Here is a 15,615-nt window from a genome sequence, read left to right on the forward strand (position 1 = left end):
TTATAATTAAAATTTAACTCTTACTCCAAACGTGAATGACTTTGCATCAGGATAACCCGTATCAGCATTTGAAAAGGTAGATCTAATGTTCACCTCTGGACTGTAACCTATATAATCTGTGTTTGTAAATAAATTTGTTGCAGTCACATAAAATTTAATCTGTTCGAAATTTAATTTAGATGTAAACTCCTCTGCTAAAGTATATCCTAAGCTCACCGTTCTTAATCTAAGGTAAGACGCATCCTTAACCGCTAATGCATTTAAATACTGATCAGCAGCATCTTTATTAGGACGTGGAAATGAATTTGAAGGATTTTCTGGCGTGTAATAATCTACTTTAACACCATTTAAATCACCTCTTAATGTACCACCATTGTTGTACTCATTTAAAAATGGATTCACTTTTGTAGCTCCTTCTACAGCGTAGAAATCTACAAGTAAATCAAAACCTTTATAATATACTGTTGTAGACAATGATCCAAACCAGTCTGGATTAGGATCGATAAACACACGGTCTTCTTGTGTAATTTTACCATCAGGTCCAGCGATAATATTACCGTCCTCATCTACTCCGTTAACATCTTTAATTTTGATGTCACCAGGTCTTAAATCCGTTTGAGGATTTGCCGATTCTGAATTAGCTTGAGGCGCATTTTCAAAATCTTCACCCTCTTGCCATATCCCATCAAACGCATACTGATAAATAACACCAACCGGCTGACCAACGTAGTAATTAAATGAATTATCTTCAGTAATTGGATTACCGTCTCCATCATTATATAGATCTAATATTTCGTTTTTATTATTAGACCAATTTGTAGAAACTGACCATTTAAAATCTTCAGTATTAAAAATGTTTGCTGTTAAACTAAGTTCAACACCTGTATTTTGCATTTCGCCTGCATTAAAGAATGTTGACGTGTATCCTGTAACTGGGGGCACACCTCTTCTTAATAATAAATCTGTAGTTCTTGCATCGTACCAGTTAATACTACCTACTAATGTTCTATTGAATATTGAAAAATCTAAACCAAGGTTTAAAGTGGTGATTCTTTCGAACTTCAAATCTGGATTAGGTAAAATAGTCGATGGTGAGAATCCTGATCCAGTTTCCTCGTCAAATATATAAGGTTGGAAATCTGCTGTAAATAGTGATGTATAAGCGCGACCTAAATCATTAACTAAAGAACCATAACTTGCTCTAAATTTTAATTCTTGTATAGAACTTACATCTTCTAAAAAGTTTTCATTATGAATTTTCCAAGCAAAAGAACCCGCTGGGTTATAACTCCATTTATTACCTTCACCATTTAAAGAGGCACCATCAGCTCTCACAGTACCTTCAAAAGTATATTTATTTAATAATGAATATCGTGCTCTGGCTAAATACCCTAAATATCTAAATTGATCACCATCGCGCTCTACAGTAACATTACCTATGGCACTTGAAATACCATTATAACCTAAATCTTCATTAGCAAAACCCTGACCTTCGGTAAAGGTTCTTGTGAATGCATTTTCTTGCGTCGATTGCACTAAGGTTACATTAAGACTATTATTAGCATTTATGGTTTTGTCATAAGTTAAAATATTCTCTATTAAATACGACTCACGTAATTGATTGTCAATTCTAGCAATACCTCTAACATCATCACCCGCAGAACTTAAAGAAGATTGGTATTGCCCTCTTTCTGAAGTTCTTCTTGTTAAATTAGCCTTTAACTGGTATTGTAAATCATTAGTAATCTGCCATATTGGTGTTACATTAACAACATAATCATTACCTTTTTCTTCGTGATTTTGTTCTCTTAAATTCCACAGTGGGTTAACAGCCGACAACTCTTCACCACTTGGAAAACGTGTAATACTTCCGTCGGCGTTATAAGCACTACCTAATGGAGATGTGGTAATTACGTTAACATTTGCAGCTCTATCAGTATCATCATTTAAAAGGTTTATATCGAAATTTATAGAGAATTTATCCGATATTTTTTGATCTACATTTAAACGTAACGTTTTTCTTGTATAACTAGATGAAGGTATAAGACCATCTTCTTTGAAGTAATTAATACTACCAAATATCTTAGTCATTTCCGTACCACCACTAACGCTTATTGCCTGACTATTAACGAAACCATTTCTCATTAATTCATCTTCCCAATTTACGAAACGATTGTTTGTAAGATTATCATATTCAACTTCTGTAAATACATTATCGACAACATCATCAGGATAGCTATCATCTGCTCTTGTTGATCTCCAGGCCTCTCTTCTTAATTGCGCTAATTCTTGTCCGCTGTACACATCAAAATTACGCTCAATTCTTTTTGTGGTTAGAAAACCGTGATAGCTCACACTCACTTTTCCTGTAGAACCGCGCTTAGTCGTTATTAAAACAACACCATTCGCACCTCTAGAGCCATAAATAGCCTGAGCAGAAGCATCTTTTAAAAACTCAATAGATTTGATATCATCTGAGTCAATATCCTCAATACCTCCATCTCTAATAATACCATCTACAACATAAATCGCACTTACATTACCTTCTATAGAACCTTGTCCTCTAAAAATAATATCAGATGTACCACCTGGCCGTAATGTACCTCCGCCGACATTAACTTGTAAGCCTGCAATTCTACCTCTCAACATTTCATTAACGTCTGATGTTGGTGATAAGGTTGCTTTCTCTAGGTCTGTAGTTGACACAGCATTTACGATATCACTTTTCTTTTGCGTACCATACCCTACAACAATAACCTCTTCTAAAGCGCTATCCTCTTCTAGCGTCACTGTGATTTCTCCAGAACTATAGACCACCTCTTTGGACTTAAACCCAACATAAGATACTACTATGATAGCAGATTCATTTGAAACATCTAAAGTAAACACACCATCAAAATCTGTTTGCGTTCCATTAGAAGTTCCTTTTTCTATTACAGATGCGCCTGGTAAAGGCATATTATCTGAAGTAGAAAGCACTTTTCCTTTTATTGTGGTTTGCGCTATAAGCGAAAACGAACTGCACAATAAAAAGAGACAGAAGAATATTTCAATTCTCGATTTTTGAAATTTTAATTTCATGAATGATTTATTTAGTTAAAAATTAAAGTCCAAAACTATCATTTCAGAATCTGTAGAAATGACATGCAATGTTAAGGTTTTGTAAATTTAATCTCAAATAATTGCTAATTTGACAATCTACACCTCGATAAAAAACGAACATCGCAAAATTCATTATAAACTAAGCTTTTAAAAATCATGCTAAGTGTTATAAACATTAGTGTCATCGCGATTTGGAAATTTCTTAAAAAAAACCAAAAAAATAGTCCAAAAACAAGCTTGTCGAGGTAAAGTCGTGGTAAAAAATGTGATTGTCGAGGTGTTAGAATTTTAAGATATAGTTAACTAAACTGTCATCGTGATTTAAATGTAACCTTTTCCTTAATCTGTAACGTTTAGTCTCCACGCTTTTAATGGATATATTAAGCAGTGGAGCCATTTCTTTAGAGGATAAATTCAACCTTAAGTACGCACAAAACTTTAAATCATTGGGTGTTAAATCTGGATGTGCTGCCTTAATTTTATCCATAAAATCTTTATCGGCATTGTTAAACGCTTCTTTGAAGAATTTCCAATCCTTATTATTATTTAAATTGGTATCAATTAAATCAATAGCACTTTCGATATCTTTATTGTTTCTATTTCGTTTTAATTCCTTCTTTATTTTATTGAGCAGCTCATTTTTCTTAATGATACTCATTGTAGAAATCACCAACTCTCTATTTTTCCCTTCGATATCCTGATTTAATTTTTCATTCTTTATTTGAATGAGTGCTCGTTCACTTTTTATATGTTCGTGCTTAAGTATTCGCTCGTAATAGAACTTATAGACCTTATTCACTAAAAATGCAATACCTACTAAAATTAAAACATACGTCAATAGTGCTAAATTGGAAATATACCAAGGTCTATTCACTTCAAAATGGTATACAATTGTATTCTCCGTAAGCTGATTCCCTACTCTCCCTTTAACCGCTAACGTGTAATCACCAAATGATAAATTCTCAAATTGCACACTCGACGCATGCGACCAGTCACTCCATTTGTCTGAAAGTCCTTCAATTTTATAACTATATCTTACATCTAAGAACTTATTATATTCCGGAACCGAAAACCCAAATGAGACAATACCTGTTTCATGTTCAAATGAACCACTTTCTGTTAGAGACAAATAGTTTGAACTCCCATCAATATTCTTTTTCATTATAGTATTAAAATGAATTGAATGGGGAGTATGGGCTTCAATATTTGATAAATCGAGCGTTAGATAACCATTTACAGTTCCTAAAATATATTTTTCACCCTCTATATGTTGTATATTTTCAAAACCTAAGACCCCTTTTCTATAACTTGAAAGAATGGCGATATCCGTAATTTGTGGCTTATTGGTAAGATTATCATTAGTAATATAGCTAATGTTATTTTTGAAGAATAGCCATAATTTACCTGTTTGATCAACCACCATTTTGCCTGAAGTGAAAGTTTTGGGCGCAATCAGATCAGTTAACGCACTATTTTTAACAAATTTATGTTCCGTTTCATCATAATTAAATATCCCATTTTTTGACGTATACAATATATCCCCTTGGTAGCTCTCTAAACTAGAACTATTTCCGATAGTTAATTCTGAAACATCAACGATATCCAAAGTCTTAGTAAAATCAGAACTCATGTTTAAGACAAAAACTCCCTTATACTCATGGTTGACCATGATTTGATTGGCTTTATTTATTTCGAAAAAACGCGATGAGTTTTTAAAATTTTCAATTTTGTTTCTTACCCTCCAAACATTGTTTTTATGCTCCAAAACGTATAAACCATCATAATTTCCTTGAAGCAACAGGTTATTGTGATTGGGAATTTTTTTAAAGTTCCAAGCCCCTAAATCTGAACTAATTTTTGTAACCTGATTCCCATTAATACTAAAAGTCCCTAAATGATGACCACAAATAAGACTTTCATTGTTATGATTATATAAGCTCCACACTTGTCCAGCTGTACCTTTTACAAAGCTAAAAGTTTCATCAATGGATTTTAGCGGCCTGTAAAACAGACCTTGATTTGTACCGACATAGAGTAAATCTTTGTAAATAATTGTAGCATAGACAGTTCCCAAAACACCTTCATAATCGATAAATGTTTGTATTGGTGACGTAATATTTACACAATTGATACCATTATCTAACCCTGCCCAAACATTACGGTTTACATCTTCAAACAACGTTAAAACCGTATTATTACTTAATCCTAATTTCTGATTTATAACATATTCAAATTCGCCAGTATTACTAATTTTTACGATTCCATTTGAAATTGTCCCAATAACAAAACTATTGTCTTGAAGCTTAATACTATTAAAAATATTTAATCGTTTCAAACGCTCATTTGCAGAAATCATCCATGGTTCTAATTGATTTTTATTCCATTGAAAAAAACCTGAATTCCGAGTAAGAATCGTCAGAAGGTCATCGACAAAAAACATATTAATAACCCTATCTTCTATAACAACAGCATCACTTATTATTAATTTAGGTTGTCCATCCTTAATAAGATAAATCCCTTCATTTGCTACATGATAATAAATGTTATTATTAATATTAAATACCTTATAAATAATCTGTTGAGACGTAATAATTTTAAAAACCTCTGTTTCCTTGTTAAAAAAATATAAAACATGCCCCGATTGAAATAGCACCCATTCACCAAGGTCTAAAATATTCCAAATCTGGTCATCATTAATACCACCTTCTTTAAGTTTCGGGATTAATGAGGTATAGTTCAGTAACCCTTTATCATCTTTTACCCAATACCCAAAATCTTCATAACAGCCTGAATAAATTCTATCGTCAATAACATTTACAGCTCTTAATATCGTATTATTTGGAGACGGATATGCCTCCCAACTAGAACCATTAAATTCTAACAATCCTTTATTATTTGCGACGTATATATAATTATTCGCACCCTGAGAAATCATCCAATTTTGATTATCACCACCGTAATCTGAGGCTGTAAATTTTTCAATAGGCGGTAATTCTTGAGCAGGAATCATCAAGAATACATGCAGAAATAATATAAATATGGAGTGTCTCATCTGTTTTGTAAAGATAGTTTTAGATAATGAACAAACAAAATGCCAGCTCGTTATGAACTGACATTTAAGATTATAACCTTTAAATATTAGATTATGATAACGCAAGCATTAAAAAAGCTGCTAACGCTCCACCTGTTAACGGTCCTAATACAGGAATCCAAGCATAAGACCAATCACTGGTTGCTTTATTTTTAATAGGCAAAATTGCATGCATAATACGCGGCCCTAAATCTCTTGCCGGATTAATAGCATAGCCTGTGGTACCACCTAAAGACAGACCAATAGACCAAACCAAAAATGCCACAGGCAAAGCACCCAAAGACCCTAAACCGATGACTGTTTCTGAATCCAAAATACTTGCATCAGTAAAATAAAATATGGTTAACAGTAAGACAAAAGTGCCGATCATTTCACTAAAAAAATTTGAAAACGTATTTCTAATCGCTGGTGCTGTACAGAAAACTGCTTTTTTAGAATTAGCATCTTCAGTTTCATCAAAATGGTTCTTATAGGTTAACCAAACTGCAGTAGACCCGATCATAGCTCCAATCATTTGAGCTACCACATACAACGGGACATCAGACCAAGGAAAATTCCCTGCGATCGCCAAAGCAACTGTAACCGCCGGATTAATATGTGCTCCGCTATATGGCCCCGCAATGACTACGGCAACATAAACGGCCAAAGCCCAACCGGTAGTAATTACAATCCAACCACTATTGTTACCAATAGTTTTATTGAGTACCACATTGGCCACAACGCCCCCACCGAGTAAAATTAAAATTGCCGTACCAATGATTTCTGCTATAAATGGTGTCATATTTTAATATTATAAATAATGATTAACTGTTTTTAGTCCAATATTCTAAAGCATCAATAGCTCTATACCAACCTTTAATATTAGTTTCAATTTCTGTTCTATCCTCTTTTGGACTAAACGTCTTGTCTGTTTGCCAAATATCTTGAATTTCTTCTGGATTTTCCCAGTAACCTACCGCTAATCCTGCTAAAAACGCAGCTCCCATTGCTGTCGTTTCAACTACTTTTGGCCTAACTGTTACTGTATTTAAAACGTCTGATTGAAATTGCATTAACATGTTGTTAATCGTCGCTCCCCCATCTACACGCAATTCTTTAATTGACAATTCGGAATCCGCTTCCATGGCTTTTAAAATATCCATAGTTTGAAAAGCAATAGACTCCAAAGCTGCTCTAGCAATATGTGCATCTGTACTTCCTCTTGTTAAACCAAATATAGTACCTTTTGCATGCTGATTCCAATGCGGAGCACCCAAACCAGCGAAAGCTGGTACAAAATAAACTCCGTCCGAACTTTCTACAGAGGATGCTAAGCTTTCGACATCTGAAGAATTTCTTATAATTTTTAAACTATCGCGAAGCCATTGTACAACAGCTCCTGCAATAAAAACACTACCTTCTAAGGCATAAGTTGTTTTTCCATTAATTTTCCAAGCAACAGTAGTTAACAAGTTGTTTTTTGAAACAATGGGCTTTTCACCGATATTCATTAACATAAAACAACCGGTTCCATAGGTGTTTTTAACCATTCCTGGCTTGGTACACATTTGTCCAAATAATGCAGCTTGTTGATCACCCGCAATTCCTGCTATAGGAATTTTAGTATCGTAAAATGTAGATGTGGTATGTCCATAAACTTCACTAGATGCTTTTACTTCTGGAAGCATGCTTTTAGGAATGGTCAATAACTCTAACAATTCATCATCCCATTCCATGGTGTTGATGTTAAACATTAATGTTCTAGAAGCGTTAGTAACATCGGTGACGTGTTGCTTACCTTTTGTAAAATTCCAAACCAACCAACAATCAATGGTTCCTAAAATTAAATCACCTGCTTCAGCTTTAGCTCTTGCTCCTTCAACATTATCTAAAATCCATTTTACTTTAGTTCCGGAGAAATAAGAATCTATTACGAGGCCTGTTTTATTTTTTATAAGCTCTGCTTTACCTTCTCTTTTTAGTTGATCGCAGTAATCTGAAGTTCTTTTATCTTGCCATACAATAGCATTGTACACAGGCTTCCCTGTATTTTTATCCCAAACCACAACGGTTTCACGCTGATTTGTAATTCCAATCGCCGCTATGTGTTCTACATCTAGTCCATTTTCAGCAATGGCTTCTGCGGCAACACCAGTTTGTGAAGACCAAATTTCAATCGGATTATGCTCTACCCAACCTGGCTTAGGAAAATATTGAGTAAACTCTTTTTGAGCTATTGAAACAATACGACCTTTTTTATCAAAAACAATTGCCCTAGAACTGGTTGTACCCTGATCTAAGGACAGAATATATTTACTCATAATTTATTAGTTTATTTATCAGTTTACCGAAGTAGAGTTCGGAATAAATTAATATTATTTTATAATGTATTGATCTGCAATTTGTACGAAATCTGAAATTTGATTAACTCTCCAATCATCGGTTTCATTTAATTCTACGCGTAATAATTCGCCCACAAGTGGAGCAATTTCTATAGCTGCTTTTGCGTCTAAAAATAATATTCGAACACGTCTAGCTAACACATCTTCTATCGTCCTAGCCATTTCATGTCGTATAGCCCAAATTATCTCAGCTTTCGTAAACTCTAATCTCGGGTGCAAACGCTCTTCTAGTTCAGGATTTTCTGTAACAAGCTGAGCAATACCTTTTTGATCTGTCCCATAAATATAAAGATGATTATCCCGATCTACCGTACCATTAGATCCATGAATCTTTATGTTTTGCGTTTTGCATTTTGCACTTGGTAACTTTTTTAATTCTATGACCTTATCCACGGTGTCCTGAGCCATTCTTCGGTAGGTAGTCCATTTACCACCTGTGATAGTAATAAGTTCTGAATCTGAAACTATTATTTTATGACTTCTAGAAATTTCTTTAGTTTTTTCTGATTTATCTTTTGGTGCCGCCAAAGGTCTTAGTCCGGCATAAATACTTAACACATCGGCTTTGCTCGCCTTTTTGTTGAGATACCTATTTGCGGTTTCTAAGACAAAATCAATCTCTTTATCTAAAGGTTTTGGCTCTAAACTATGACTATCCAACAATGTATCTGTTGTACCAACCACAACCCTATTATGCCATGGCACTAAAAACAACACACGACCATCATCGGTTTTCGGAATCATTATTGCATCATTTCCTGGTAAGAATGACTTATCAAATACCAAGTGAATACCTTGACTTGGGCGAATACTATTCTCTGCCGATTTATTATCCATTTGCAAAACTTCATCAGAAAAAACCCCAGTAGCGTTAATAACCGTTTTAGCACTTAAAGTATATTCGGCATGAGTTTCGGTATCTGTAGCCACAACACCATTAACTATTCCGTGGTCGTCTTTTTGAAGATTTTTTACCTTAAAATGATTTAAAACCGTAGCACCTTCTTCAATACAACTCTGTGCAATGTTTACGGCTAACCTAGAATCATCAAATTGACCATCATGATAAACGACACCACCTTTTAACTTATCTGTTTTTAAAGTAGACAACCTAGAAATGGTTTCACTCTTCTTTATTCTAATTGACTTTCCAAAACTTAATTTTCCGGATAAAAAATCATAGACTTTCAGCCCTACAGTGTAGAAAAAATTATCCCACCATCTATAATTTGGAATTATAAACGATTGGTTACTTACTAAATGTGATGCATTTTGCAACATTAAACCTCTCTCATATAGTGCTTCGCGAACCAAATCGATGTTGCCTTGCGCAAGATACCTAACACCACCATGCACTAATTTTGTACTTCTACTCGATGTTCCTTTAGCAAAATCGACCTGCTCTAAAAGCAGTGTTTTATAACCACGAGTCGTGCAATCTAAAGCGATCCCCAGCCCTGTTGCTCCTCCTCCGATAATGATAACATCCCAATTTTCGATCGTTTTTAATTGACCTAATAACGTTTCTCTTTTGAACAAAATAGTGTATTTGAATTACAATTAGCTTCAAATATAAATAAATTAATCTTAAATGAAACAAAACGAAACTTATATTTTGTATATAATGAAGATTAATGAAAAACATCAACTTCATTTTGTTTCGTTTCATTATATTTGTTTGTTTATAAGTCCTAAAAACATCGAAAAAAAGGCATCGCACCAAAATTCATTAAATGAAGAGACATCAAGACATACTCAAAAGATTGGAAAAGGAAAAACATCTTGAAGTTTTAGACTTATGTGAGATTTTAAATGTCTCTGCAGTAACCATTAGAAAAGATTTAAAACTTTTGGAACAAAAAGGTCTACTCCACAGAACTCATGGAGGCGCTTCTCTCGAAAACCCATACATTAATGAACGTACGGTTTTAGATAAAGAGAAAATCTCAGTAGAGGAAAAAAATGGTATTGCACAAATGGCCGCAAGCCGTATAGTTGAAAACGACTCTATTTTAATAGCTTCAGGAACAACCGTTCAGGCTTTTTCTAAATACATTCAACCAAAAAATAAGCTGACCGTTATTACGTCATCGCTTCATGTGGTGCTACACCTTATACATGACAAGAATATTGAAATCCTTCAACTTGGTGGCTATATAAGACATAGTTCTGCTTCTGTTATTGGAAATTATGCGGAATATATTTTACAAAATGTGTCTTGTAGTAAATTGTTTTTAGGTGTTGATGGCATTGATTTAGAATACGGCCTTTCCACTACAAACCTAGAAGAAGCAGAATTAAACAAGAAAATGCTAAATGCCGCTCAAAAAGTGATTGTTTTAGCGGATTCTTCAAAATTCGGAAAAAAGAGTTTTGCTCGCATATGTGACCTTTCACGTGTGGATGAAATTATAACCGACAGCGGTATTTCTGATATAAAAAGAAAGAAACTAGAAGAAAAAGAAATCAAAGTCACGATTGTAGATGGCTTATAAACTTGAATTAACCTAAACAGCTTTTAAAATGAAACACGTCGCAGCATTACTAGTTTTTGCTTTATTATTTTCATGTAATTCAGAAAAGAAGAAAAACGAAACTTCTATAACGGCCGCCTCACTGCAGAATGAAAAACCAAACATTCTTCTAATTGTTATCGATGACCAAGGCTATGCTGACTTTGCTCCTTTTGATAATTTTGACACCTCTGTTTCTAGTGCAAATATCGCACGATTAGGAAAATCAGGCACAGTTTACGCTCAAGCTTACGTTACAGCTCCAGTTTGCAGCCCTTCTAGAGCAGGGATTATCACAGGAAAAAACCAGTTTCGTTGGGATAAGCCCGCAAGTTGGGGACCAGGATTACCAGACGACGTAAAAACAATTCCTGAATACTTAAAAGAAGCCGGCTACCATACCGCTCGTATAGGCAAAAATGATTTAGGCCGTAATTTTCACAAAAATGATGTTAGAGAATACCCGTTGCAGCATGGTTATGATGAGTTTTTAGGATTTTCAGCACATGCACATGATTATTGGGCTAACTCTCAAAGTATAAAGGATCGCACACCAGATCCTTATGGCACAAGTGCTCTATTAGGGCCTTTAATGCACAATATGGGTGAGAAAAGTTACGACGAAGGTTATCTTACTGATATTTTAACAGACGAATCCATTGACTACTTAAATCGTAAACACGATAAACCTTTCTTTCTAACACTATCTTACAGTGCTGTTCATCATTTAATTCACGAAGTCCCAAAAAAATATTTAGATAAGTTTGATGCTAAAGAAATTCCTAATTACGATCCAGACAACTTAGAAGAATTTGGAAATCATAAACCAGGAAGTTACTCAGCATACTACGATAAATACTCTAGAGTCGGCGCCATAAACACAGAAGACTTACGAAAATACTACTTAGCCAATTTAAATTGTTTAGATGATAATATTGGACGTGTTTTAGATGCATTAAACAAAACCGGACTAGACAAAAACACCTTAATCGTATTTGTTTCAGACAATGGAGGGTCACCACTTACAGGTGCTAATAATGCGCCACTAACAGGTGGGAAATATTCACTTTGGGAAGGTGGCATCAGAGTACCAATGGCTGTAAGTTGGCCAGGACATGTTAAGGCTGGCAAAATAGAAAAACGTTATGTCTCTGCATTAGATATTCTACCCACTTTAACAAAAGCTGCCGGCATTACAACCACCGACAAAGATTTGGATGGTATTAGCCTACTAGAACCAAAAGAAGAGCGTTTATTAGTTTGGAAATGGCAAAAAACTTGGGCCGCACGACAAGGAAAATGGAAAATAACAAATGCTAAGGAAAATCATTGGAAGAGTGAACCATCTGAACAATATATCGCTCCAATTAGAGATGATTTAACCCTAAAATTATTTGATATTGAAGCTGATCCGGGGGAACGCCATGATATTTCTGCTCAACACCCTGAGATCGTAATAAAACTTCAAACCGCATACGACGCCTGGTGCGACACACATATCATGAAGTAAATCGTCTTTTTACCTTTATCTTAAATAAAAAACCTGTAAAGTTTAACTTCACAGGTTTTTTTATATTCTATAATGCTAATGCGTTAGAGTTATGACTGAAGGTAATCTTCACGTCTTCGACAGCACACATACTGACACTTATTTGATCTCTACTAATTCTAAATCAAATACTAACTCTTGTCCTGCTAATGGATGGTTTCCATCAACAATAATATGATCATCATTAACCTCTGCGATTCTAAATGGATGCTCATTTCCTTCTGCATCTTTTGATACAAGACCTAAACCTACTTCTGGCTTCACTTCTTCAGGAAGTTGTGCTTTTTCAACTTTATGAAACAATTCTTGTCTTACCTCACCATAAGCTTCGGTTACAGGAATATCCACTGTTTTTTTATCGTTCACTTTCATATCAATAACCGCACTTTCAAAACCAGGAATCAACATCCCTTGACCTAATGTAAACTCTAAAGGCTCGCGCTCTAAAGAACTATCAAAGACTTGTCCGTTTTTTAATTTTCCTGTATAATGTACTTTTACAGTATCATTTTCTTTTACTTGACTCATAAATTTCTTGTTTTCATTATAATAAGCTGCAAAATTATTGTTTCTTATAGAGAATAAAGAATCATAGGAAAGTTTTCTGCCCATTTAAGAAAAACTTAACGTCTTCAAACTTCTTTTAAGTATCTAAAACAATCGAAGTTTTAGAATTGAATTAATCCAATTTAGGAATAAAACTAAGAGCTTTTCTTGTACCTTCACATCACAAACCTAAATAATTACTGTTTTAACACAGTTAAATTTTATTTCAATCGGATTAAAACATACTACATTTAATTCAGAACTTATAGTTTAAATTTTAAATAAAAAGCTATGGAACGTTCAAGAATTAAAAATGAAGAACAATATGAAGCCTTACGAGATAAAGGTTACAGTAAAGAAAAATCAGCAAGAATTGCGAACACACCAAATGCTGGTAAAAAAGGAGGCGAGGCAAAACCTTACGAAGACTGGACTAAAGATGAATTATACAAACAAGCTAAGAATGTTGGTATTGAAGGAAGGTCCAAAATGAAAAAGGATGAGCTGATTCAATCTTTAAGAACAAATTAAAATCCTGAAGCGCAAAAAAGGAAAACTATGTAAGTATTTCCATAAGTTTACGACTATTTTTATCTAAAAACACATTTATGTTAACTTGGAAAGACATCATTAATTTTTCAGTAAATGGAAATCCAACTCCAGATCGTCGTCTTGAAAAATCTGAAGCCGAATGGAGAGCTCAATTAACACCTGATCAATTCAGAATTACAAGACAAAAAGGAACAGAACGCGCCCACAGTGGTGAGCTTTGCACAGCTTATGACTCGGGCAAATACAATTGTGTTTGCTGTAATGCGCCATTGTTTGATTCTACTATAAAATTTAGCTCTGGTACAGGTTGGCCAAGTTTTACACAGCCCATCAAAGAAAATGCCATTAAGTACGAAAAAGACACAACTTACGGTATGGTGCGTGTAGAAGTAATGTGTAACACCTGCGATGGCCACTTAGGACATGTGTTCCCAGACGGCCCAGAACCTAGCGGATTGCGCTATTGCGTGAATTCAGAATCTATGATTTTAGATACAGAAATTGCTTAATGAATACAAATAATTTACAAATTGCCACAGTTGGTGGTGGCTGCTTTTGGTGTACAGAAGCGGTTTTTCAGGAAGTAGAAGGTGTAGAACAAGTTCTTTCAGGCTATTCCGGAGGTACAGTTCCAGGACGACCTACATATAGAGAAATATGTTCTGGTTTAACTGGTCATGCTGAAGTTGTACAGGTAACCTTTGATGCTAATATAATTAGTTATCAGGATATTTTAGTCATTTTCATGACCACTCACGATCCTACCACATTAAATAGACAAGGTGCAGATCGTGGTACACAATACCGTTCTGTAATTTATTATCATAATGAAAAACAGAAAGAAATTGCAGAAGTAGTGCTTAAGGAAATGATACCATATTACAACGATCCTATAGTTACCGAATTATCTAAAGCTCCTACATTTTACGAAGCTGAGAAAGAGCACCAAGATTTTTATGAAAACAATCCTGATTATGGGTATTGTAGTTTTGTTATTGATCCGAAATTAGCAAAACTTAGAAAATTGCATTCAGATAAATTGAAACAAAACTAAAAATAAATGCTAAGAGCAACTTTCGTTTGAGCGTTGCTTTTTAGCTTTACAAAGTAAGAAAGCGAATTTGTAATGTCTTCAATTTTAAAAATTAAACTCTACGGCTCAGCCCAATGCCATAAAACACAACACTATAAGAACTTTTTAACCCAAAGCGGTTTGGATTATTCGTTTTTAGATGTTATAAAACATGAAAATTTTGCGGAAGAATTAAGAAATCTATACACTAATAAAAAACTCAACTTCCCAACCATTACATTAGGCAACAAAAGATTACGCAACCCATCGGATTCTGAATTAATTAAATGGATAGAAAAACTAAAATAGCATTTGGAGGAGGTTGTCATTGGTGTACAGAAGCGGTATTTCAATCGTTGAATGGTGTGACTAAAGTAGAACAAGGTTTTGTTGCTTCTACTAATGAAAACAGCTCCTTTTCTGAAGCCGTAATTATACATTATAACGCAGACATTATAAGTCTTCAAACTTTAATTGAAATTCATTTACATACACATAAAAGCACCTCTGCGCATTCCATGCGAGAAAAATATCGCTCTGCTATTTATTCGTTTTCAGACGAACAGAACTTAGAAGCAGAAACTTTACTAAAGAACTTTCAACCCAAATTTGAACATCAATTAATCACTAAAGTATATCCGTTTTCTAAATTTAAAGCTTCACGTGAAGCCATTCAAAATTACTATCAAAAAAATCCTAATAAACCCTTTTGCGAACGCTTTATAAATCCTAAATTGAGGCTATTATTAAGTGATTTTTCTAATCATATAAATTCAGACTTTATTCCCAAAACTTTAAAAATCACATAA

At 34.2% G+C, this 15,615-nt stretch carries 13 protein-coding genes; 7 read left to right on the plus strand and 6 right to left on the minus strand.

Annotated features, from left to right (window positions below):
* Nucleotides 1–6 precede the first annotated feature (6 nt).
* The 5 genes from HM986_RS00860 to HM986_RS00880 form a co-directional block, all read right to left on the minus strand.
* A complete protein-coding gene (locus HM986_RS00860) occupies nucleotides 7–3,081 on the minus strand; it encodes a SusC/RagA family TonB-linked outer membrane protein (protein ID WP_179333195.1) in 3,075 nt (1,024 codons plus the stop codon).
* Nucleotides 3,082–3,382: 301 nt separating this feature from the next.
* Nucleotides 3,383–6,154: a helix-turn-helix and ligand-binding sensor domain-containing protein gene (locus tag HM986_RS00865; RefSeq protein ID WP_179333196.1), complete on the minus strand. Its 2,772-nt coding sequence runs from the start codon at nucleotides 6,152–6,154 to the stop codon at nucleotides 3,383–3,385.
* 91 nt (nucleotides 6,155–6,245) lie between these two features.
* A complete protein-coding gene (locus tag HM986_RS00870) occupies nucleotides 6,246–6,974 on the minus strand; it encodes an MIP/aquaporin family protein (RefSeq protein ID WP_179333197.1) in 729 nt (242 codons plus the stop codon).
* A 22-nt stretch (nucleotides 6,975–6,996) separates the two neighbouring features.
* Nucleotides 6,997–8,493 (minus strand): glycerol kinase GlpK, encoded by a 1,497-nt coding sequence (gene glpK, locus HM986_RS00875; protein ID WP_179333198.1) that lies wholly within the window; start codon nucleotides 8,491–8,493, stop codon nucleotides 6,997–6,999.
* 54 nt (nucleotides 8,494–8,547) lie between these two features.
* Complete coding sequence (locus HM986_RS00880; protein WP_179333199.1) at nucleotides 8,548–10,113, minus strand: glycerol-3-phosphate dehydrogenase/oxidase; 1,566 nt, start codon at nucleotides 10,111–10,113, stop codon at nucleotides 8,548–8,550.
* 194 nt (nucleotides 10,114–10,307) lie between these two features.
* On the opposite strand from HM986_RS00880, the gene HM986_RS00885 reads away from it, so the two are divergent.
* Complete coding sequence (locus HM986_RS00885; protein ID WP_179333200.1) at nucleotides 10,308–11,069, plus strand: DeoR/GlpR family DNA-binding transcription regulator; 762 nt, start codon at nucleotides 10,308–10,310, stop codon at nucleotides 11,067–11,069.
* A 28-nt stretch (nucleotides 11,070–11,097) separates the two neighbouring features.
* A complete protein-coding gene (locus HM986_RS00890; protein ID WP_179333201.1) occupies nucleotides 11,098–12,597 on the plus strand; it encodes a sulfatase family protein in 1,500 nt (499 codons plus the stop codon).
* Between the two features lie 138 nt (nucleotides 12,598–12,735).
* On the opposite strand, the gene HM986_RS00895 is transcribed toward HM986_RS00890, so the two are convergent.
* Nucleotides 12,736–13,164 (minus strand): FKBP-type peptidyl-prolyl cis-trans isomerase, encoded by a 429-nt coding sequence (locus HM986_RS00895; protein ID WP_179334362.1) that lies wholly within the window; start codon nucleotides 13,162–13,164, stop codon nucleotides 12,736–12,738.
* Between the two features lie 309 nt (nucleotides 13,165–13,473).
* On the opposite strand from HM986_RS00895, the gene HM986_RS00900 reads away from it, so the two are divergent.
* The 5 genes from HM986_RS00900 (at nucleotide 13,474) to HM986_RS00920 (ending at nucleotide 15,615) form a co-directional block, all read left to right on the plus strand.
* Nucleotides 13,474–13,713, plus strand: coding sequence for a DUF7218 family protein (locus HM986_RS00900; protein WP_179333202.1), 240 nt, complete (start codon nucleotides 13,474–13,476; stop codon nucleotides 13,711–13,713).
* A gap of 77 nt (nucleotides 13,714–13,790) precedes the next feature.
* The gene (gene msrB / locus HM986_RS00905) at nucleotides 13,791–14,243 is read left to right on the plus strand and encodes a peptide-methionine (R)-S-oxide reductase MsrB (RefSeq protein ID WP_179333203.1); all 453 of its coding nucleotides are present in this window, start codon (nucleotides 13,791–13,793) and stop codon (nucleotides 14,241–14,243) included.
* Nucleotides 14,243–14,788 (plus strand): peptide-methionine (S)-S-oxide reductase MsrA, encoded by a 546-nt coding sequence (gene msrA, locus HM986_RS00910; protein WP_179333204.1) that lies wholly within the window; start codon nucleotides 14,243–14,245, stop codon nucleotides 14,786–14,788. Before msrB ends, msrA begins: the two co-directional genes overlap by 1 nt.
* Before the next feature lie 72 nt (nucleotides 14,789–14,860).
* Nucleotides 14,861–15,115: a glutaredoxin family protein gene (locus tag HM986_RS00915; protein WP_179333205.1), complete on the plus strand. Its 255-nt coding sequence runs from the start codon at nucleotides 14,861–14,863 to the stop codon at nucleotides 15,113–15,115.
* The gene (locus HM986_RS00920; protein WP_179333206.1) at nucleotides 15,094–15,615 is read left to right on the plus strand and encodes a peptide-methionine (S)-S-oxide reductase; all 522 of its coding nucleotides are present in this window, start codon (nucleotides 15,094–15,096) and stop codon (nucleotides 15,613–15,615) included. Before HM986_RS00915 ends, HM986_RS00920 begins: the two co-directional genes overlap by 22 nt.

The organism is Winogradskyella costae, assembly GCF_013403865.1.
GTDB classification, from domain to species: domain Bacteria; phylum Bacteroidota; class Bacteroidia; order Flavobacteriales; family Flavobacteriaceae; genus Winogradskyella; species Winogradskyella costae.

Bases quoted from the DNA above. Each gene is read 5' to 3' on its own strand.
- HM986_RS00860 (WP_179333195.1), bottom strand. From the start codon at position 3,081: ATGAAATTAAAATTTCAAAAATCGAGAATTGAAATATTCTTCTGTCTC.
- HM986_RS00865 (WP_179333196.1), bottom strand. From the start codon at position 6,154: ATGAGACACTCCATATTTATATTATTTCTGCATGTATTCTTGATGATT.
- HM986_RS00870 (WP_179333197.1), bottom strand. From the start codon at position 6,974: ATGACACCATTTATAGCAGAAATCATTGGTACGGCAATTTTAATTTTA.
- glpK (WP_179333198.1), bottom strand. From the start codon at position 8,493: ATGAGTAAATATATTCTGTCCTTAGATCAGGGTACAACCAGTTCTAGG.
- HM986_RS00885 (WP_179333200.1), top strand. From the start codon at position 10,308: ATGAAGAGACATCAAGACATACTCAAAAGATTGGAAAAGGAAAAACAT.
- HM986_RS00890 (WP_179333201.1), top strand. From the start codon at position 11,098: ATGAAACACGTCGCAGCATTACTAGTTTTTGCTTTATTATTTTCATGT.
- HM986_RS00895 (WP_179334362.1), bottom strand. From the start codon at position 13,164: ATGAGTCAAGTAAAAGAAAATGATACTGTAAAAGTACATTATACAGGA.
- HM986_RS00900 (WP_179333202.1), top strand. From the start codon at position 13,474: ATGGAACGTTCAAGAATTAAAAATGAAGAACAATATGAAGCCTTACGA.
- msrB (WP_179333203.1), top strand. From the start codon at position 13,791: ATGTTAACTTGGAAAGACATCATTAATTTTTCAGTAAATGGAAATCCA.
- msrA (WP_179333204.1), top strand. From the start codon at position 14,243: ATGAATACAAATAATTTACAAATTGCCACAGTTGGTGGTGGCTGCTTT.
- HM986_RS00915 (WP_179333205.1), top strand. From the start codon at position 14,861: ATGTCTTCAATTTTAAAAATTAAACTCTACGGCTCAGCCCAATGCCAT.
- HM986_RS00920 (WP_179333206.1), top strand. From the start codon at position 15,094: ATGGATAGAAAAACTAAAATAGCATTTGGAGGAGGTTGTCATTGGTGT.